The sequence below is a fragment of the Anoxybacillus andreesenii genome (assembly GCF_030813005.1).
GTDB lineage: Bacteria > Bacillota > Bacilli > Bacillales > Cytobacillaceae > Robertmurraya > Robertmurraya andreesenii.
The window spans coordinates 106,124-124,516 of record NZ_JAUSTU010000003.1; the positions used below are offsets into that span (position 1 = coordinate 106,124).

The following is an 18,393-nucleotide window of genomic DNA, read 5'->3' on the forward strand; positions in this document are numbered from 1 at the left end:
GCTGTTCCGTTGATTTTCGTAATTCCTCCTTTTTTTGAAAAAATATTAAGCTTTCGCTCCAGCTGCTTCTACTTCACTTAGAGAAATTCCAAGTGCTTTTGCCACACCCTCACCATATGCAGGATCTGCCTTGTAGCAGTTGTTAATATGTCTCAACTGAACTTCCTTTGTCGTTCCTTGCATATTATTAGCTGTATTCTCGAATAATCTTTGCTTTTGTTCATCAGTCATCAAGTTGAATAGCTTACCAGGTTGCTCATAGTATAGATCGTCGTCTTCACGGAAATCCCAGTAGCTTCCTCCACCATCAATCGCAAGCTCTGGCTCTTGATGCTCTTTGGAATCCTGCCATTCACCATAGCTGTTTGGACTGTAGGTAATGTTGTTACCTTGAACAGTATTCATGATTCTCATTGCCCCATCACGGTGGTATGGGTTGAAGTTCTTCGCATTCTTAGGATAGTTAACAGGAATCTGCCAATGGTTCACTCCTAAGCGGTAACGCTGTGCATCTCCATAAGAAAATAGACGTCCTTGAAGCATTTTATCAGGTGAGAATCCGATACCAGGAACGATGTTTGTTGGAGCAAATGCTGCTTGCTCTACTTCAGCAAAATAGTTCTCTGGGTTACGGTTTAATTCTACTACCCCAACCTCGATTAGAGGGAAGTCCTTTTTGTACCAAACCTTTGTTAGGTCAAATGGGTTATAAGGTAATTCCTTCGCTTGCTCTTCTGTCATTACTTGGATGTACATTTTCCATCTTGGATAGTCACCTTTTTCGATTGAATCATAGAGGTCTCTTTGGTGGCTTTCACGATCCTTACCAACTAATTCTTCTGCTTCTTGGTCAGTTAGGTTCTTAATTCCTTGCTCTGTATAGAAATGGAATTTCACCCAAACTCTTTCGTTGTCAGCATTGAACATGCTGTAAGTATGGCTTCCGAACATATTCATATGACGGTAGCTAGCTGGAATTCCACGATCACTCATGACAATCGTCACTTGGTGAAGAGCTTCTGGTAATGAAGTCCAGAAATCCCAGTTGGATTGTGGGTTATGCATATTCGTTCTTGGGTCACGCTTAACCACGTGGTTTAAATCAGGGAATCTCTTCGGATCTCTTAGGAAGAATACAGGCGTATTGTTACCTACTAAGTCCCAGTTTCCTTCTTCTGTGTAGAATTTCATTGCTGTTCCGCGGATATCACGCTCAGCATCTGCTGCGCCACGCTCACCAGCAACAGTTGAGAAGCGGATGAACATATCCGTTTTCTTGCCGACTTCTGAGAAAAGAGCCGCTTTTGTATATTTAGTAATATCATTTGTAACAGTGAATGTTCCGTAAGCACCTGACCCCTTCGCATGCATACGACGCTCAGGAATTACTTCACGGTCAAAGTGTGCTAGCTTTTCAAGAAACCAGAAATCCTCCATCAATAGAGGGCCGCGTTTACCGGCTGTTTTAGAATCATCGTCATTAGGTACTGGTGCACCAAAAGCAGTAGTCATTTTTTGGCTTTGCTTGTTCTTATCTTCCATTCAAACCATACCTCCCAAAATAAAGTAGATTACAATAATTATTATAAAGTAATTCTATTAAAAAAGCAAACAATTAGTGTAAGGATAATTAGAAGGTTTTTTATAGTTTAAATAGGTTTTTCATTATCAATAACGATAGATAGTTGAGAAATTAATTAAGCTCTTTTTTCAAACATTGTTGCTTTTAGACAAAAAAAGAGATAGATGCTGTATATCGCACTCTATCTCATTATCTTATTTAAATATAACCGCGATAACCTCATCCATTGTCATGTTGCTATCCAGTTCAAATGTTCCTGGCTTTAGTTTATTAGAAAGTCCTCTTTTTTCCACTTCATTGAAAAAATCTCGGGCATTATCTATAATTTTCCCACGAACTAATGCGTTCCCCACATCGATACTGGTCATACCTTGTGCCACATTTACAACGGTACGGTATACGATTGTTTCTTTTGTAGTTTCCTTTGTTTCCTGTTCAGTCTCTTTTTGAGGCTTCTCTTCTTTCGTCGCTGCCAGCTGTTTTTCCCATTCTTTGTTTGTCAAAATGATGTAACCAGAGTTTGACAATGTATCTTTCATTTGCTCTTCAGTTGGTGCCTTCACCACTTGTTTGGCGCTTTTTCCACTTGGGCTTGGCTTTGAAAAGTAAACAGCACCACAGACTGTAGCACTAAGCAAAAGACCTGCAGCGAAACTAGTGATCAAGTTAGGCTTCATTTGCTACCTTTCTCCCTTCACTCTTGCTTGACATGTACGGCTCAAGCAATTGCTCCACTTCCTGTTGTTCAAGCTTCATTTTCCCAGCGATCCCTTCAATGGTATAGCCTCTTTTGTACAGATCCAAGGATTCACGCAGTAAATGAAGATCTTCCTTCGCAAGTCCAGTCATTTGAGCGGTGATCTCACTCTCAAGCTCAAGGCTTCGAACTTGATTTTGTAGCTTGCCGATTTCCTCCATCATTGTCATGTAAATCGTATCAATTTCTCGCTGCTCTACTATTTGTGCTTGTTTGTTCTTATAATATGAAAAAATAAGTAGTACAGCCGCTATTGTGAATAAAGCTACAAGCGCCCATTCCATCTTGAATATCCTCCCTTAGTCAAAAATCTTTCGTCTCACAAGATAACATTATACCCTCTAACGAGTGTTTTTTCGATGAATTTCTTCAAAATGCTACAAAAGTCAGAGCATCCACATACGAAAAAAACCGCTAAATACAGATCTGTATTTAGCGGTTCGTTACAATAGAATTATTTCGACCACGGTACCTCTAATTGAATAAACTGGCTGCTTCCTGACGAATTTGTCTTGACCAGGTTTCCAACAAGCTTTTGGCCCTTCGCACCATAAGCCTCCTCAATTTCATTCCACTGCGAGGAACTTGGCGAAAACTCAATCACAAAATTGGTATCTTCTGAGTATTTATATTCAATCTTTAGGTTAAACGTACCATCGGGTAGAATTCGAGTATCATCACTATTCCAGCCATAACTGCCTCGAATCTTGCTGCCTTCCAAAAGATTACTACGACCTTTTAGATAATAAAATTCTCCGTCCTCAGTAATGTCATCGACCTCAATCCAGACGCGAGGATCGCCATAATCCTTCGGAAGCTCCTCCCACTCCGGTGCTTTCAAGCTTAGATCGTTCTCTTCATCTGGGCTATAGGACACCTTTACTTCAGCCTTTTTATAGATGTCATCATATGGTTTTTTATGTTTATAAACAAATGGTCCTTTTAGCTTCTGCCCTTTCTCCCCATAATGCCTTTTAATCGGGTCGTCCTGAACCCCTACTAAATCAAACCTGACAAAGATTTCAGCTTCCCCAAATTTATGATGCTCAAGTTCAATTTCAAAGCTACCATCATCACCTACAAGCTCGGTTGTATCGGCAAATAATTCGTCCTCAGAAACCCATACCTCTCCAACTACTCTTGAGCCAGGTAATAAATTGCTCTTTCCTTTTATAACGAACTTATCCTCTTCCTCGACAACCTCACCACCAAAAAATACGTTATAATCTCCAAGCTCACTTTTTTTAACCTTTTCTTTCTTTCCATCAGCCTTTGCATTGTCTCCGCTTGCACTTTCACCACAGCCTGCCAGCAACAAAGCAGTTAAGAGGAAACATACGAGTGCAAATAATTTCTTTTTCAATACTCATTCACCCCAAATCTAGAAGAATAGGATTATCTCAAATTAATTACGATTTCTACGCGGCGATTCTTTGCCTGGCCAGCTTCATCATCATTCGAAGCAATCGGTTTGGTTTCTCCAAACCCTTCTGTTAAGAATGAAATATTCCCCAGATTGCTCTGTTCTAATAGGAAATTCTTCACTTCCTCAGCCCGCTTCTTTGATAAATCAAGATTGTACTGACTGTCGCCGACATTGTCTGTATGACCATGGATTAAGACCTCCATGTTCTTATCAAATTGCCCAAGGGTCTTTCCGATTTCACTCAAAATCGCTTTCGATTCTTCCTTAAGTGCAAATTGGTCAAAATCAAAGAGAACATGATCAGGAACGAGCATCTTAACCTCCGTGCCCTCGATGATTAACTCCACGTTATCTGGCACATGAAGCTCTGTTGATTTATGATGGAATTCCTTTTCGATATACTGAACAGTTCCAGATGAATTGGTCTTAACAAGGTCACCAACGAGCTTTTGACCCTTCTCTCCATAGGTTTCTTCAATAATATTCCATTGATAATCATTTGGTCGAAACTCAATAATAAAGGGGGTGTCTTCGCGATATTTATACTCGATTTTCATATCAAAGGATCCATCAGGTTTGACACGTGTTTCCGTACTATTCCAATCGAAACTCCCTCTTAGTCTACTACCTTCAAGTAAATTCGTTCTCCCATGGAGGAAATTCAACTGGTAAATGGTTTAAAATAAGTTCCAATTGCTTTAAGGATAGGATTCCTGTCTCCAACTTAATGTAGCCCTCTGTAAAGGCTTTCTCATCAAGTTGGTTTCGCTTCGGTTTCCATTCTTCAACAGAACTAATTAAACAAAATCCAATTTCATCACTTTCATGAGCAATTTTCACCCATTCATCCTCTGTAAAATTTTCAAGTGCCATCGGGAAAAGGATATTCTCTTCACGGTAAATCATGTGTAGCACCTCTTCAATGACAAAGTGGAGAGCATTCATAACTTCTTCTTTTTCTCCATCATAGTTAGACAGCATTTTCTTTGCATTTTTAATTGCATCACGGATAAAATCATTAATTCTCCACATATGATTGGTCGGTCCATGAATGCCGTATCTTTCTAAGTAAGGGAAAATTAAGTTCTCTTTCCGACTGTAATGCTTATCAATATCAAGAAGCAAATTCAAATCTTCAATCAATTGATACACAATATCGGACGTATCATCTTTTTCAAATTCTTGAGTATGAGGCTTTAAGCTATTTTCGATAAGCTTGGCAATTTCCTGATTTTCTAATAAAAAGGTATGAACAGGATGACCTGGTACAATTTCAGGTCTTGAATGTTCTTCGCTTCCTGAATGCTTATGCGTGATATGATGTTCACGATTGTTTATAATTTCACTCATTTTTATTCCCCTTCATGTAAAGTGATAACTTTTCTCATTCAAAGATATCATCTCTCTTGAAAAGGGATCGTGATCCGGATCATTCAAAATAAAAAAGATGCACTTAGGCATCTTTTTTGTGGAACTATTCTGTTTTCTCCTCATACTTAAGCCAGTCGGAGCCATTTATCTTGTTGGAAACGTCGATAATTATTTGTTTTACCCGATCTCGCTCAGCACCCTCAAGCATCGTTGGTCGATAATCATTGCGGTTCTTGACAGATGAAATAGAAAATGGAACGACATTGATTTCCTTCTTATCTGTTAGTTCCCCATTTTTCAGATGGAAGGTTTGCTGGAACACGTATGTATCCTTATCACTCGGATTTCGATTGCCTCCGAACATGAAGTTTCCTAAGCTATAAACAATGAATTTCCCTTTATATTCCTCTATCCCCTGGACAACGTGGGGATGATGACCCAATACTAAGTCGGCACCTGCATCCACCGTATAACGAGCCAACGATTTTTGTGATTCCGTTGGAACGTATTGTCTTTCTACACCCCAGTGAAAGTGAACAAGAACAATTTGTGCCCCTTGATCGCGTAATTCCTGAATATCCTTCGAGACCTGTCCGCGAATTTCGGTCGTATCATTCCAACCCTCATAGCCTAAGGCCCCGATTTTGATGTCCTTCACAGTGGTCAGATATTTATTGTCATACCCAAAAAAGCCGATATTTTCCTTTTTCAGATTCGTGATTGTATCCTGGTAGCCCTGTTCTAGGTAATCATGGATATGGTTATTGGCTAAATTAACCGCCTCTATCCCACCTAGTGTTAAGATTTGGACATAGGATGGGTCTCCCTTGAAGCGGAACTTCTTCACTGCTTTTTTTGTTGCATTGGTTAAGGTAGTCTCTAGATTTACAGTTGTTAGATCGTCGTTCTTAAAAATATCATTTAAGCCACCAACGAAATGTTTGAGCCCCTTTTTATCCGCCTCATGCACGAAAGTCCCATCATAACCGAAAGATTCATCCGTTCCAATTGTAAAATCTCCAGCAGCACTAATTTTAATCGTCGTTTCCTTCACTGGTTCTTCCTTCGGTTCTGGTTGTTTAGTAGATTTGGGTACTTTGGTTACCTTGGTCTTCTGAACTTCAACTTTCTTAGCTTCATTTTTCGTCTCATCAGCTGAGTTTAAGTAGGTCAAAAGAAGACCGCCTGTCACGAATAGTAAGACTACGAAGATTACGATGGGTAAAGTTCTCAATCTTCTGCGTCTTTTTGTACGATTTTTTTCTCTTCTACTTGTCATCTTCTTGAATACTCCTCTTTGTTTTGCTTAGGTAAATAGGGGATCTTTTTCCTAGTCTTCCATTTTGTGACCAGTACGTATATATTACCACCAAGTTACCTAGAAGAGAATTAAAAAAAGGTAACAAATTTCAATTTTGCAAGTCTATTTGCATAGAGGAGAGATTGATTATTCCTGAATAGCCAGAACAATTTTCCCAAATTGTTTTCCTTGCTCCATGAGCAGATGAGCCTCTTCAGCTTTTTCTAATGGGAATACTTCATCCACTACTGGCTTCAGCTGCTTTTCTTCAAATAATGCCAGCATTTGCGCAAAATCACTAGGAGATCCCATCGTCGTCCCCATAATATGAAGCTGTTTAAAAAATATCCTAGGCATTAAGAGGTTATTGACCGGACCGCGTGTGGAGCCAAAAGAGACAATCCTGCTTCCCGGATTGGCAAGGGTAATTAAGTCCTTAAACGTATCGCCGCCAATGCTATCAATCGCTAAATCAGCACCACCTGCCAATTTCTTCAGTTCCTTCACCCAATTCTCATTCTTATAATTGACTCCTCCAGCGGCACCAAGAGCAATCGCTCGCTCAATTTTCTCATCGCTGCTTGACGTGACAAATACCTTTGCACCATGGGCAGCAGCAATTTGCAGAGCAACCGTAGCCACTCCACCACCAATTCCAGGGATGATGACCGTATCCCTCTCCTGTACTTGTCCCTTCGTCACGACTGCGCGAAAAGCGGTCAAGCCTGCCAGTGGAAGTGCAGCTGCCTCCTCCCATGAAAGATGCTTTGGCTTTGGAAAAACATTTTCAGCAGGCATTTTGATGTATTCCGCATAGGTTCCATTAATCGGTACACCGAGTACAGAGAAATTGACATCAGGGAATTTCGGGTTATCCCCCCAGCCCATCGAAGGATTCATGATGACCTCATCTCCGACCTTAAAGCCTTCGACTCCCTCTCCTAGCTCTGCAATGACCCCAGCACCATCTGACCCAGGAATCGCCGGTACCTGTATGCCGGGATAGAGGCCTTGCCGGACAAATACGTCTCTGCGATTCAAAGCTGCATAGCGCAGACAGACAACGATTTCCCCAGGACCTGCCTTCGGATCGGCGACTTCCTCGTAGTATAGTTTTGCAATTTCCCCACCGGGTTTCACTTTATCCTTTAATACAAGTGCTTTCATTTCCATACCTCCGTTTGTTAAATATTCACAATATTATGCATATATCTATCATACCACAGATACAGGGGCTTGCCCAAATGAACAAACAAGACCCTGTTTCAAGTTTCTAACAGGGCCAAATCAGAATATTATTTGACAAAATGCTGACTAGGATCAAAGACAGGTTTTTCGTCATTCGGCAAATACCATTCTCGCTCGATAGGTATATCATTTTCTTGAAAAAGCTTCATGAGCTCCTCCATATATACACCTCGAGTTGGGTCACAGGATGGACTGCTTTGAATCGATAGTATTCCCGTTAATTCATAACCACTGTGCTTATATTCTAGCACTTGTTCCATAATCGGCAACAATAAATTTCGACAATGTATGCGATATGCAGGAGTATCATATTCTTCATAGGTCATCGGAGGACGCTCTAATCCTAAAAAAGTAAATTCAGGACAGGAGAGCTGGATAACCCCTACTCCTTCTTTAAGTATCCAATCTAGTGCAGACGGGATGGCACCAAGGGCTCTCGCTTCCCCTTCTATCACGGTATTTTGGTTCAAAATACAATGAGAAGTAATCAATATCCTCTTTTTACGCTGCATTCTGCTTCATTCCTTTATATACCTTTTGTAAATACGGCAGCTTTGAAACAATCAGCATCACCAGCAGGCAGGTCACAATCTTATCAACAAAATTCCCTGAAATTCTCGAAATAAAGGTAGATGCAAACACACTTTCTCCAGCAGACCTTAACCAAAGTACAACTAAGTCCATTCCACTCCCATTTAAGCCACCAAATAAAGCAACAGAGATTGGTGTGCCAATCAGAGGCGCGATAATGGATAGTAGGAGTCCCGTAATGATAGCAATATACCATTTCATAAAATCAAACTTCCGAGCCATAAATCCAACAACAATGGCCACCGCCACATTCACAATTCCATAAAAAATAGCGGTTGGGGATGTGGTTGCAGTTAATACCACATTTGTTAGGAGACCGGCCAACGCTCCCCACCAAGGACCAAACAGGACGGCCATTAGCACCGTACCTATCGTATCTAAGAACAATAACGGAATTTTTAGGGCGGAGACGACTGTCCCGAGAACAACATTTAAAGTAATGCAAACCGCTCCATAGGTTAAAATCACTGTTTTTCCCTTTTTCATCAATTATCCTCCACTATATGTATTAAATGACTATTAAAATATATCATCGATTCGATATAGATAGGATAGTTTTTATCGATATTATCAATTGAATATAATCGATAAAATAGATGTCTAGAGAAACAAGGATTTTCTAAGTAAAAACCTGAATATATACATGGAAAGGATGGTGCTTATATGAAAAACCTGAAAATTGTTCGGGTTCCCATTCCTACCCCAACGCTTTGGCCGCATCAAACAACCAATTGTTATTTAATTGGAACAGAAAAGGAGAGCATTCTCGTTGATGCAGGCTACGATCAGGAGGTCACAAGGACGGAGCTGCAAAAAGCGCTCCAGATGACGGGAATGGCACAACCTCAATCGATTATTCTTACCCACTATCACCCGGATCATGCACCAGGTGTGAATCAATTATCCGAGTGGAATCCGACTATTTATTGTCATTCCTATGAATTCGAGGCCATTCAAAGGACCATTTCACCAACAAGCCATTTAGAAACGGTCTCGGTTGAGGAACCCTTTTTGATCGATCAGCACAAGATCAATTTACTCCATACCCCTGGTCATACGAAAGGACATTTAAGCCTTTATGTCCCTTCGAAAAAGATCTTAATTGCCGGGGATAATATTGTGGCGGAAGGAACGAGCTGGATCGGTCCGCCTGATGGGGATATGGCAGACTTTCTGAATACGCTTGCAGCCCTAAAGCAATTAGATTTAGAAAGGATTGGACCGGGGCACGGAGACTGGGTCACGAATCCGTACGAGCATATTGACTTTGTCATGAATAGGCGACTTGAACGGGAGGTACAAATCCAAGATTTGCTCCTGCAACATGAGCGCTTGACCGCTACCAATCTAACAAACATGATCTATCAAGGCTCAATCCACCCAAGCGTTTTTGAGGTAGCTAAGAGAACAACGGAAGCCCATCTTATCAAATTAATCCAGGATGGAGTGGTCGTCCAAGAAAACGATACTTACCGGATGAAATCTTGAATATCGGGCATTTTTAGCGGTTGACCATGTAAATGCTGGACTATAGCATGCAATGAGGCAATTGTCGGTGGTGCCAACGGAATCTTTTTTTCTTTAAAAGCGACAATCGCTTCCTCTGGGTCTACCCAGTAGGCATCGGCTATCTCCCCCGCATCAGGCTGTGGCTCCTGGTCTTTTGGAAGCTTTGCAAGGAAAAAGCGAGTATCATAACGAATAGGGCTGAACTCCGGTGTGATGAAATGTCCGAAATATTGAAGGGAATCCAACTGTAGCTTGAGCCCTTCGGTTTGAAGGATATTTTGGAAGCTGATCTCACGTTCTACAAGAAGACGGCGGTAATCAAACGCCGTTTTTTCTTTGAAAAAGGACTGAGCGCCTTCAATTGAGCGCCCCAGAAAAATACCCACCTCTTCAAATAGCTCTCTTGCAGCTGCGACATAATAATCCGTGCTAAAGGTTTGCTCTCCCTTTGGAGGATTGATAAAACGAGGATCCATTTGAGCATCTTCAATATCTACTGCACCACCGGGAAAAACGTAATAGCCACCTAGAAATTTCATCGTATGAGGTCGTTTCGTTAAATATATTCTAGACATATCATCCATTAATACAACTGTGGAAGCTGGTTTTGGAATTGCTGGCAATCGTCTCTCCTCCAAATCTTCTGTTCAGTGATAGTCTTAATATTCTACTCGCTGTAAAAAATCCCTTCATTTATGTTAATCTTAATTCATACAAGTCAATGATTTTTTGAAGGGCGGGAATCAAATGGGAAATGAAAATCGTATCACCTATCTTCCTCCAATCGAGGAATATGAAACCTTTCACGATGCGGCGCATTATGCAGAAAAACTAAAGGAATGGGGCTTAGCATCTAAGGACCATTTCTGGTATAAAGAAGGAAATCTCAAAGCTAAGGTTAGTATTTTAGGATACATCGTCTACGGAAAAACGGATGAGTATAACACCATCGTCATAGAGTTTGAAGATGGAAATTTGAGCTGTATCCACCCGGCATATCTCAAAGAGATGCAGGCAAATAGCTTTTCAAAGGCTGTATCCAGTGAGGCAGCTACGACTCCAGTCCCAACAAAGTCGGGAGAGGAGTCGAAAACAGAAGTAAAGCCTGAACCGAAAGCAACAAAGGCGAAGAAAGACAAGCCACAAAAAATTGAGTTACCGGAGGAAAAGGTACACTTTACTGCAGAGGTGCTTCAATTTGCATTAAGCTGGAATCATTTTAATGAGGAAAATGATGAAGTGGTTGTCCTAAAAGACGTCACTATCGAAATGGACCCTCCGCTTGAAATCGGACAGGCCTGGTGTAGCCATTCGAAAACCCTTAAGAAATTTGAACTTTCCCCAGGGGACAAGCTCGAATTCGATGGAAAAATTGTGAAGAAGAAGCTTCCGAGTGGTAAGGATGTAGAAGAGGAATTTATCGTCAAAGAGCCGGTTTCCTATAAAATTAATAATCCTTCCAAAATTAAGAAAGGCTGAACAGACAAAGCTAAAAGGAGCTCCCATTCTTTTAGCTTTGTCCTTTTTCAAATTTCTGTTGGTAATGAGCGAAAGCCAACAATGGAAATAGATATCGATAGCTATGATAATGAATGTAAAATCCCCCTGCCATCCCCTGACCCTTCGGATAATTCGTTGTCCAGTCCTTACGATTCAAATTTTTTAATAAAAAGTCTATCCCTCTTTCAATTTCCCTTGTCGGTTTCGGTGATGCTACAATTAATGCATCCACTGCCCAGGCAGTATGGGTTAATGTGCTAGTACCAAGCGGGACAAACATGCTTTCACTATCACTTTTACAAGACTCCTCCCAGCCTCCGTCCTCATTTTGAATCGACTTTAGCCAAGCAACTGCTTTTTGGATGGAAGAGTGCTGGACTGCTTCCCCAGCTGCAATTAGACCTGTTACAGCTGCCCATGTACCATAGATATAACAAATGCCCCAACGCCCATACCATGAACCATCGCTTTCTTGATTCTTTAGGAGATTCCGAACCCCTGCCTGCATAGATGGATGCTGCTTCGAAAGATTCGTATATTTACCTAAGAACTCTAACGTCCTCCCTGTTAGATCGGGAGAAGGCGGATCGGTTAAAATAAATTCTGCCTTTTCAATCGGAAGCAGCTTAAATAAAGGGCTATTTGTATTCTTCTCAAATGCTGCCCATCCGCCGCCATGACTTTGCATTGATAAGACCCATAATATGCCTCTTTCCCAGCTTTGTCGATATTCTGCCCTTGTAGCAACCGATCGGGTAATCGCCCTAAGAGAAGCGGTCGTATCGTCGACATCTGGATGAAAGGTATTAATATGTGAAAATCCCCATCCCCCGGGAAAGCCCTCAGGGTTATGCAAGACCCAATCACCATATAGATGATGCTGACGCTTTAACAAATACTCGTTGGCACGGACTACCATCGGGTCATCAGGATGAACCCCTGCCTCTTGTGCAGCATAGCTAATTAATGAAGTATTCCAAATAGAAGCAGTCGTATACTGCATATGCATATAACCGTCAATTTCCGTTCTCATCGACATCAGACCTTTAATAGCCCTAAGAATAATCGGATGATCTTTCTTATAGCCTAATGCTATCAAGGCAAATATCATTAAAAACGTCGAGCTAAAATAACTAGAGAACGTACCATCCGCTTCGATATGGCCTAGGATGTATTGCTTTGCTTTCATTCTTGCTTTCTTTTTCAACTGGTCCTTCATGCCTACTAAACTTTTAATCCCTTCCTTGATGGTAGAATGTAGCGCTCTCCCATCACGCCCTAACCACTTCTCCTCTACCCTATCCCGAAGGAATAGATCCGATAAATCGGGTGATGGATTCGTTTTCAGGCTGAATTTTTGATCAGCCAAAATCATGATTGGTAGAAGATTTGCCCTCCCGAAAACAGACAATTGATAGAAGTTAACTGGAAATGAAGGAGGGAGCAAAATGAATTCAAGTGGGATCAGGAAAAAAGTCGGCCATTTGTATTGTCCTGTCATCGCCAGCATGATTTTGGTGAACATATGTACCTTTTTGATTCCCCCATGAGCCAAAATAAATTTTTTTGCCGCAACCAATCTTTTATCATCCTTCTGATAATACCCCGAATACAAAAGGGCGTAATATGCTTCGCAGGTCGCGCTAATATTCCCCCTCCCCTCATCATAGAAAAGCTTCCATGCCCCATTGTTCCCCTGCTTGCTTAGAATTCTATCAGTTAACTGTTGAATCAAGTTTTCCTCATCAATCCCCAATGTTCTTAATAAGATGATCATATAGCAATCCGTGGAAATCCCAGTCTCAAAGGGATAATGCCAAGCACCATCCTCCGACTGGTCATTTCTCAAGCGTTCAAGCAATTGATTTATTCTGGATGAGATGCTTTGCACCATTCCAATCACTCCGCAAAAAGTTTTGGTTCCCTTTCATACATATTCCGTAAGTCCAGCGAGCATTCACCTAAGGAGGACTTATTTTGTTTAAGGTCAAAAACGAGAAGCTTCCACCGCTGCCAGAGCATTTAGTTCGACTTAAAAAGGTACTCAAGAGGAAACGACCAGAAGAAAAGCCTAGCAAGCCTTCCTTACAAGAAAGAAGAATAATCGAAAGAATTCAAGCGAAAACAGAGCAATGGAACTTAAATAATGTAACGAGGACAAAGGCTTATCTAGACTTTTATCTCCAGTATCCCGAAATTCAATGGGCCTTTTTAGGTCATATGGTTTCGCGAAATGGAGGCTGGAATATGACCGATTTAAAAGGAGGTCTGCATACGAGGCTGTTGACAAATAAAGAAGCGAAGAGTTTTTTTTCCTTTTTAGAACGAGGCAATTGGCTTATTTTTCTGGATGCCTATCCCCAGTTTCTTCTTTACGAGGAATGCTTAAGGAGGGGAGAAAATCTATTTCATTTATTGCCCCATTTTCATGTGTCTACCTATATGGAGACCATTTGGAATGATTTTTGGTATCACCGTAATCAATATGTCTTAACAATATCTCTTGTCATCAACGAACAAAGCTACTTAGAAGGACGGGTCATTCATCATCCTACATTTAAAAAAGAGGTCTTTGATTCCCTTGAATTCATGCTACAAGACCTACTCTCTATGAATCATATTCTTTTTCCTTATCAAGAGAATGGGCAAATCAAGCTAGTCGGTGAAACGCTCCATCGTTTTGAAAGCTTACATGAAAGAATCCTGCTTGGAAAGCGCCTTTATCAGATCTTATTTGGAGAGGAAGAACGAAAAAGAGCCATTGAAGACTGGGCCCGGGCAACTCCGCACACCGGTTCAAGAAAGGACTACTGCCCCTCGATTTTCAACGACATTGAAGAAGCGGTACCAGGTACCTTTTTGAAGCGGCGTTTAAATAATTGCCAATTACGGCCCGATGCCAATCGCATTTACAGTCCAACATTAACGAATGCGTGGAAGGATATGAATCATGCTGAAGCGGAAATTGGAGATTGGTATAGGAGCTGGAAGGTTCTTTATTATTTAATAGATTCAGATTTAAAGATAAATGGAGAGATTAAGAATGAATACTGTAAAACCCTGGAGAAGCTCGAGCTTGCCGCCATCGCCAAAAAAGCGATTCCCTTCTTGGATTAAGATGCTGCCAGCATTACTGCTATCATCGCTTATTGGAACCTATTTGGACCTCTTCTATGTTGGGTTAGGTTACTACTCGTTCCCATTTAGACCCATGTATGAGATCTTCACGATCAATATCGCCTTCACCTTAGTAGGTCTTCCCGTCTTGATGGCCTGCTTTCTTATGATTTGTAGCCGATTTACCCGGTGGAACAGGGCGGTTTTTATCATTCTATTAGGATTAATCATGCCATTATTTGAAAGAATAGCAGAAAAATACGGCTGGTTCATTCATAGCGAGGAATTTCATCATGCTTACTCTTTCTTTGGCTATACTGTCTTCTTTTCGGTCATTTACCTTTTTCATCAATTTGTTCTTCATCGATGGAAATAGGAGAGCCAGGTCAGTTCTCCTATTGTATTCGACTTGAAAGAGTCTTAGCGAAACGGCTTGCCTCACGAAGCTTATGCAAGTCAAGATTCGTGCTGCAGCCCATTTGCTCCAGCATATGAACGAGCTCTTCAGTCGCCACATTTCCGGTAGCTCCAGGCGAATAGGGACAGCCCCCAAGTCCTCCAATGGAACTATCAAACTTCGTGATCCCCGCTTGCATGGCAGCAACCACATTGGCCAATGCCATTTTCTCCGTATCATGAAAATGAGCCACGAAGGTTGTATGCGGATACAAATCTCGTAATCTAGAAAAACGCTCATAGACAGCTTTTGGATTAGCTTTTCCAGTTGTATCACCAATACTGATTTCGTCTGCTCCAAGCCTAATCAGCTCATCACATACATATCGAACCTTCTCAAAGGCCACCTCCCCTTCGTACGGACAGGAAAAGGCCATTGAAACATAGCCTCTGATCCAGAGATTGGCCTTCTTAGCTCGCTCAAACAAATCCTTGCACTCTTCGAGAGATTGATCAATTGAACGATTGATATTTTTTCGATTAAAGGTTTCGGTTGCCCCAATAAAGACAGCGATTTGCGGCGCTTGGACGGCAATCGCACGCTCTAATGCCTTTTGATTAGGAGTGAGTGCCAAGTAGGTGATAGCCAGCTCCCTGCTGTATTCTGCCATTTCCTCTGAGTTGGCCATTTGTGGCACCCACTTTGGATGAACAAAGGAGGCTGTCTCTATTCGCGAGAAGCCAGCCTCCGACAGCATCTTGATTAATTTCTTCTTCTTCTCCAGAGGGATGAGATTTGGTTCATTCTGCAGCCCATCACGTGGACCAACCTCAATTACTTCCACCTCTTTTGGGAAAATCAATGGAAACTCCTCCTCAGAATGCTTATTAATGGTAGGGCTCGCCTTATTTGAACACCATTTTGATATACTTCAAGCCATTCTTAAAATTAGGATAACGAATCGGAATATCAAACATCGTTGTTTGCTTCAAAACACTCTTTTCATGTGAAAATGTATCAAAGCTTCCCTTGCCATGATAGGCGCCAGTCCCACTACTACCAACCCCTCCAAAGGGGAGATAAGGGCTAGTAATATGGTAAACCGTATCATTGATGCAACCTCCGCCGAATGAGACGCTTCCCAAAACCCGATCATGAAGTGTTCGATTTTCTGAGAATAGATAGAGTGCTAATGGCTTTGGCCTTTGCCTGATCTCCTTTATAACTTCTGCTAAATCGTCATACTCCAAGACAGGTAAGATTGGTCCAAAGATCTCATCCTCCATAATAGGATCGTCCCAGGTAATGCCCGTCAGCACCGTCGGCTCAATTTTTAACTGCTCAAGTGAACTCCCACCACCGGTGAAAACAGAACCGTCCTTCATGAAAGCTTCCAGTCGTTTAAAATGACGTTCGCTCACAATTTTAGTTAGGTTCTTATTTTCCAATGGAGCTTCTCCATATAATTCCTTAATCGTGACTTTAAGCTGATTCAAAAAATCGGCACTCTTGCTGCGATGAACATATAAGTAATCAGGAGCAATGCAAGTCTGCCCCCCATTCATGAATTTTCCCCATGCAATACGTTTTGCAGCAAGCTTCAGATTGGCATCCTCATGAACAATACAAGGGCTTTTTCCACCAAGTTCTAATGTGACAGGCGTTAGGTGCTTTGAAGCGGCCTCCATCACGATTTTCCCCACTGGAACACTCCCAGTAAAGAAGATATAATCAAATTTTTCGCTTAAGAGCATTTGACTTGTCTCGACCCCACCCTCAACCACGGCAATATGCTCTTCTTGAAAATAGTCCTTTACAAGTCGAGCTAGCAGCTTAGACGTATTGGGAGTGAGCTCCGAAGGCTTTAATATCGCGCAGTTCCCGGCGGCGATCGCACCGATTAAAGGAGCAATAGCTAATTGAAATGGATAATTCCATGGTGAGATAATCAAGACAACACCGTATGGTTCGGGATAAATGTAACTTCTTGAACCAGCATGGGTCAATGGTGTTTTAACCCTTCTTGGTCTCGCCCATTTCTCCACATTTTTCAACGTGAAGCGAATCTCCTCAAGGACAATGCCGATTTCGGTTGAGTAGGCATCAAATTCCGATTTATTTAAGTCATCTTTGAGAGCGCTGATTATATCTCCTTCTGATTCCTTAATCATTTGTCTTAACGTTTCTAATGCATTGATGCGAAAGGATAGATCTTTCGTCCGCTCTGTTTGAAAAAAATCCCTTTGTTTCTTCACTAATTGTGCGATGTTAATCATTTTTTTCTCCTTGATTATTTGATGGTAAAGTGGACAAAGATGACCTCAATGGGTCATCTTTCTCACAATCTTTCAATAATGGTCGCGTTTGCCATTCCTCCACCTTCACAAATCGCTTGAAGACCGTAGCGGCCATTCGTTCTTTCTAATTCATGCATCATCGTGATCATTAAGCGAGCACCACTTGCTCCTAAAGGATGTCCGAGTGCAATGGCTCCACCATTTGGATTGAGCTTTTCTGGATCCGCCTCAAGCTCTCTTAACCAAACCATTGGTACTGGTGCGAAGGCTTCGTTCACCTCGTAAGTATCCATATCATGAATAGATAGACCTGCTCTATTTAAGACCCGCTTACTAGCCTCAATTGGCCCAGTTAACATCAAGGTTGGATCAGAGCCTACCACTGTGCGAGCAACAATTCTGAATCGAGGCTTTAGTCCTAATTCCTCTGCTTTATCCCTCGACATTAAAAGAAGTGCAGCGGCTCCATCACTCATCTGGCTAGAATTTCCGGCATGAATTTTGCCATCCTCTGTGAATGCTGGCTTCAGCGCTGCCAATTTTTCAAGGGAGGTTTCCCTTCTCGGACCCTCGTCCTGGGTTACCTTCAATGTTGTCCCATCCTCAAGGGTTACTTCTAAAGGCATGATTTCCCGGTCGAAACGGCCTTCATCCTGGGCCAAAATGGCTCTGCGATGACTTTCTAATGAGAATTCATCCAGCTCCTCGCGACTTAAGTCCCATTCTTTCGCTATTCTTTCAGCAGACAATCCTTGATGAATCATCTCATATTGAGAGGTTAGCATTTCACTCCATCGTGAATTCTTCCGGGAAGAGCCCATCGGTACGCGCGTCATGCTCTCCACTCCACCGGCAATGACAATATCCATATCCCCACTCAAGATAGCCTGTGCAGCAAAATGCACAGCTTGTTGCCCCGAGCCGCATTGACGATCAATTGTAGTACCTGGCACCTCGATCGGAAAGCCAGCCATCAGTGCAGCCGTCCTTGCAATATTGAGACTTTGCTCTTCGACCTGAGCAACACAGCCCAGAATAACATCTTCCACTTGCCCAGGAGAAATTCCAGCTCTAGCAACTACTTCCTTAAGAACCTTTGCTGCTAGCTCATCTGGACGTTCATTACTAAGTAAGCCCTTTCTTTTTCCTACTGGGGTTCTAACTGCTTCTACAATGACGACTTCTCTCAAAATACTCTCCTCCTACCAATTGAATTCAACAGCTACATCTATTATAACATGTATATTATAAATTTTCTGTAAATTTACTTCAGGGTAGAAATATGATTCCGAATAAGT

General features: G+C 41.7%; 18 protein-coding genes and 1 pseudogene. 4 read left to right on the forward strand and 15 right to left on the reverse strand.

The features are described from left to right. Positions 1-45: 45 nt before the first annotated feature. From J2S07_RS04195 to J2S07_RS04240, 10 genes and pseudogenes are all read right to left on the reverse strand, one after another. Entirely contained in the window at positions 46-1,542 is a 1,497-nt protein-coding gene (locus tag J2S07_RS04195; protein WP_307149155.1) for a catalase, read from the reverse strand. 234 nt (positions 1,543-1,776) lie between these two features. Beyond that, a complete protein-coding gene (locus tag J2S07_RS04200; protein WP_307149156.1) occupies positions 1,777-2,259 on the reverse strand; it encodes a hypothetical protein in 483 nt (160 codons plus the stop codon). After that, entirely contained in the window at positions 2,249-2,623 is a 375-nt protein-coding gene (locus J2S07_RS04205; protein ID WP_307149157.1) for a hypothetical protein, read from the reverse strand. The genes J2S07_RS04200 and J2S07_RS04205 overlap by 11 nt, the downstream gene beginning before the upstream one ends. A 170-nt stretch (positions 2,624-2,793) precedes the next feature. Continuing rightward, a complete protein-coding gene (locus tag J2S07_RS04210; protein ID WP_307149158.1) occupies positions 2,794-3,702 on the reverse strand; it encodes a hypothetical protein in 909 nt (302 codons plus the stop codon). 32 nt (positions 3,703-3,734) lie between these two features. After that, the gene (locus J2S07_RS04215) at positions 3,735-4,322 is read right to left on the reverse strand and encodes an OmpA family protein (RefSeq protein ID WP_307149159.1); all 588 of its coding nucleotides are present in this window, start codon (positions 4,320-4,322) and stop codon (positions 3,735-3,737) included. Positions 4,323-4,425: 103 nt separating this feature from the next. After that, positions 4,426-5,088 (reverse strand): annotated as a pseudogene (locus J2S07_RS04220) (hemerythrin domain-containing protein); the annotation flags it as partial. Between the two features lie 151 nt (positions 5,089-5,239). Next, positions 5,240-6,415 (reverse strand): CapA family protein, encoded by a 1,176-nt coding sequence (locus J2S07_RS04225; RefSeq protein ID WP_307149160.1) that lies wholly within the window; start codon positions 6,413-6,415, stop codon positions 5,240-5,242. A gap of 168 nt (positions 6,416-6,583) precedes the next feature. Further along, entirely contained in the window at positions 6,584-7,603 is a 1,020-nt protein-coding gene (locus J2S07_RS04230; protein ID WP_307149161.1) for a zinc-binding dehydrogenase, read from the reverse strand. A gap of 128 nt (positions 7,604-7,731) precedes the next feature. Then, positions 7,732-8,196, reverse strand: coding sequence for a CD3072 family TudS-related putative desulfidase (locus J2S07_RS04235; protein WP_307149162.1), 465 nt, complete (start codon positions 8,194-8,196; stop codon positions 7,732-7,734). Beyond that, positions 8,186-8,761 carry a CD3073 family putative ECF transporter S component gene (locus tag J2S07_RS04240; RefSeq protein ID WP_307149163.1) on the reverse strand — a complete coding sequence of 192 codons (576 nt, stop codon included), beginning with the start codon at positions 8,759-8,761 and terminating at the stop codon, positions 8,186-8,188. The genes J2S07_RS04235 and J2S07_RS04240 overlap by 11 nt, the downstream gene beginning before the upstream one ends. A gap of 177 nt (positions 8,762-8,938) precedes the next feature. Here J2S07_RS04240 and J2S07_RS04245 point away from each other — a divergent pair, with 177 nt between their 5' ends. Next, positions 8,939-9,763: an MBL fold metallo-hydrolase gene (locus tag J2S07_RS04245; RefSeq protein ID WP_307149164.1), complete on the forward strand. Its 825-nt coding sequence runs from the start codon at positions 8,939-8,941 to the stop codon at positions 9,761-9,763. Here the strand turns inward: J2S07_RS04245 and J2S07_RS04250 are convergent. Continuing rightward, positions 9,745-10,407, reverse strand: a complete 663-nt coding sequence (locus J2S07_RS04250; RefSeq protein ID WP_307149165.1) for an NUDIX hydrolase — start codon at positions 10,405-10,407, stop codon at positions 9,745-9,747. The two genes, J2S07_RS04245 and J2S07_RS04250, sit on opposite strands and share 19 nt — an antisense overlap. Before the next feature lie 124 nt (positions 10,408-10,531). On the opposite strand from J2S07_RS04250, the gene J2S07_RS04255 reads away from it, so the two are divergent. Continuing rightward, positions 10,532-11,263 carry a hypothetical protein gene (locus J2S07_RS04255; RefSeq protein WP_307149166.1) on the forward strand — a complete coding sequence of 244 codons (732 nt, stop codon included), beginning with the start codon at positions 10,532-10,534 and terminating at the stop codon, positions 11,261-11,263. Between the two features lie 31 nt (positions 11,264-11,294). Here J2S07_RS04255 and shc read toward each other — a convergent pair whose 3' ends face one another. Further along, positions 11,295-13,178 (reverse strand): squalene--hopene cyclase, encoded by a 1,884-nt coding sequence (gene shc / locus J2S07_RS04260; protein WP_307149167.1) that lies wholly within the window; start codon positions 13,176-13,178, stop codon positions 11,295-11,297. A gap of 83 nt (positions 13,179-13,261) precedes the next feature. Between shc and J2S07_RS04265 the strand changes: the two genes are divergently transcribed. Further along, on the forward strand, positions 13,262-14,401 hold the full coding sequence (locus J2S07_RS04265) for a DUF2515 domain-containing protein (protein WP_307149168.1): 1,140 nt from the start codon (positions 13,262-13,264) through the stop codon (positions 14,399-14,401). Continuing rightward, entirely contained in the window at positions 14,361-14,777 is a 417-nt protein-coding gene (locus tag J2S07_RS04270) for a CBO0543 family protein (RefSeq protein ID WP_307149169.1), read from the forward strand. Before J2S07_RS04265 ends, J2S07_RS04270 begins: the two co-directional genes overlap by 41 nt. Before the next feature lie 19 nt (positions 14,778-14,796). Here J2S07_RS04270 and J2S07_RS04275 read toward each other — a convergent pair whose 3' ends face one another. The 3 genes from J2S07_RS04275 to J2S07_RS04285 all read right to left on the reverse strand — a co-directional run bounded on the left by J2S07_RS04275 (position 14,797) and on the right by J2S07_RS04285 (position 18,285). Further along, complete coding sequence (locus J2S07_RS04275) at positions 14,797-15,660, reverse strand: hydroxymethylglutaryl-CoA lyase (protein ID WP_307149170.1); 864 nt, start codon at positions 15,658-15,660, stop codon at positions 14,797-14,799. A 43-nt stretch (positions 15,661-15,703) separates the two neighbouring features. Beyond that, a complete protein-coding gene (locus tag J2S07_RS04280; protein WP_307149171.1) occupies positions 15,704-17,074 on the reverse strand; it encodes an aldehyde dehydrogenase in 1,371 nt (456 codons plus the stop codon). A gap of 62 nt (positions 17,075-17,136) precedes the next feature. Continuing rightward, a complete protein-coding gene (locus J2S07_RS04285; RefSeq protein ID WP_307149172.1) occupies positions 17,137-18,285 on the reverse strand; it encodes a thiolase family protein in 1,149 nt (382 codons plus the stop codon). Positions 18,286-18,393 lie beyond the last annotated feature (108 nt).

Coding starts and splice junctions, on each gene's coding strand:
- J2S07_RS04280 (WP_307149171.1), bottom strand. CDS start 17,074: ATGATTAACATCGCACAATTAGTGAAGAAACAAAGGGATTTTTTTCAA.
- J2S07_RS04195 (WP_307149155.1), bottom strand. CDS start 1,542: ATGGAAGATAAGAACAAGCAAAGCCAAAAAATGACTACTGCTTTTGGT.
- J2S07_RS04200 (WP_307149156.1), bottom strand. CDS start 2,259: ATGAAGCCTAACTTGATCACTAGTTTCGCTGCAGGTCTTTTGCTTAGT.
- J2S07_RS04230 (WP_307149161.1), bottom strand. CDS start 7,603: ATGAAAGCACTTGTATTAAAGGATAAAGTGAAACCCGGTGGGGAAATT.
- J2S07_RS04215 (WP_307149159.1), bottom strand. CDS start 4,322: ATGAAAATCGAGTATAAATATCGCGAAGACACCCCCTTTATTATTGAG.
- J2S07_RS04205 (WP_307149157.1), bottom strand. CDS start 2,623: ATGGAATGGGCGCTTGTAGCTTTATTCACAATAGCGGCTGTACTACTT.
- J2S07_RS04235 (WP_307149162.1), bottom strand. CDS start 8,196: ATGCAGCGTAAAAAGAGGATATTGATTACTTCTCATTGTATTTTGAAC.
- J2S07_RS04240 (WP_307149163.1), bottom strand. CDS start 8,761: ATGAAAAAGGGAAAAACAGTGATTTTAACCTATGGAGCGGTTTGCATT.
- J2S07_RS04225 (WP_307149160.1), bottom strand. CDS start 6,415: ATGACAAGTAGAAGAGAAAAAAATCGTACAAAAAGACGCAGAAGATTG.
- shc (WP_307149167.1), bottom strand. CDS start 13,178: ATGGTGCAAAGCATCTCATCCAGAATAAATCAATTGCTTGAACGCTTG.
- J2S07_RS04255 (WP_307149166.1), top strand. CDS start 10,532: ATGGGAAATGAAAATCGTATCACCTATCTTCCTCCAATCGAGGAATAT.
- J2S07_RS04245 (WP_307149164.1), top strand. CDS start 8,939: ATGAAAAACCTGAAAATTGTTCGGGTTCCCATTCCTACCCCAACGCTT.